The organism is Streptomyces beijiangensis, from assembly GCF_017315755.1.
GTDB lineage: Bacteria > Actinomycetota > Actinomycetes > Streptomycetales > Streptomycetaceae > Streptomyces > Streptomyces beijiangensis.
Genome location: NZ_JAFLRJ010001075.1, coordinates 1 through 454, shown reverse-complemented (window position 1 = coordinate 454; position 454 = coordinate 1). Strand labels below are relative to the sequence as shown.

General features: G+C 72.5%; 1 protein-coding gene. It reads left to right on the top strand.

The genetic code is table 11. The annotated features are described in order from the left end of the window. A partial coding sequence (locus J0695_RS40615; protein ID WP_206969821.1) for a phosphotransferase occupies window positions 1-454 on the top strand: 454 nt, incomplete at both ends.

The following is a 454-nucleotide window of genomic DNA, read 5'->3' as shown; positions in this document are numbered from 1 at the left end:
CTGGTTCGAGGGCGTGCTCGACGGCGAACGGGCGACCCTGGGCGTGCTCCAGCCCTTCCTGCGCGGCTCCGACGACGGCTGGCAGCTCGCCCTGCACGCCCTCGCCGACGGCAGGGACTTCCGCACCGAGGCGTACGAACTGGGCCGGGCAACTGCCGAGATCCACACGGCACTTGCCGACGCGCTCCCCACCCAGACCCTGCGCAAGCAGCAGACGGACAACCTCGCTTCGGACATGATCCGCCGCCTGGAGGAGACCGCCAGGGCGGTGCCCGCGCTCGCTCCGTACGCCCCGGGACTGCGCACCGCCTTCGACGCGGTCACCGCACTCGGCCAGTCAGGACACACCTGGCCCGTCCAGCGCATCCACGGCGATCTGCACCTGGGCCAGGCACTGCGCGCCAGGGACGGCGGCGAGTGGTCCCTGATCGACTTCGAGGGCGAACCGGCCCGC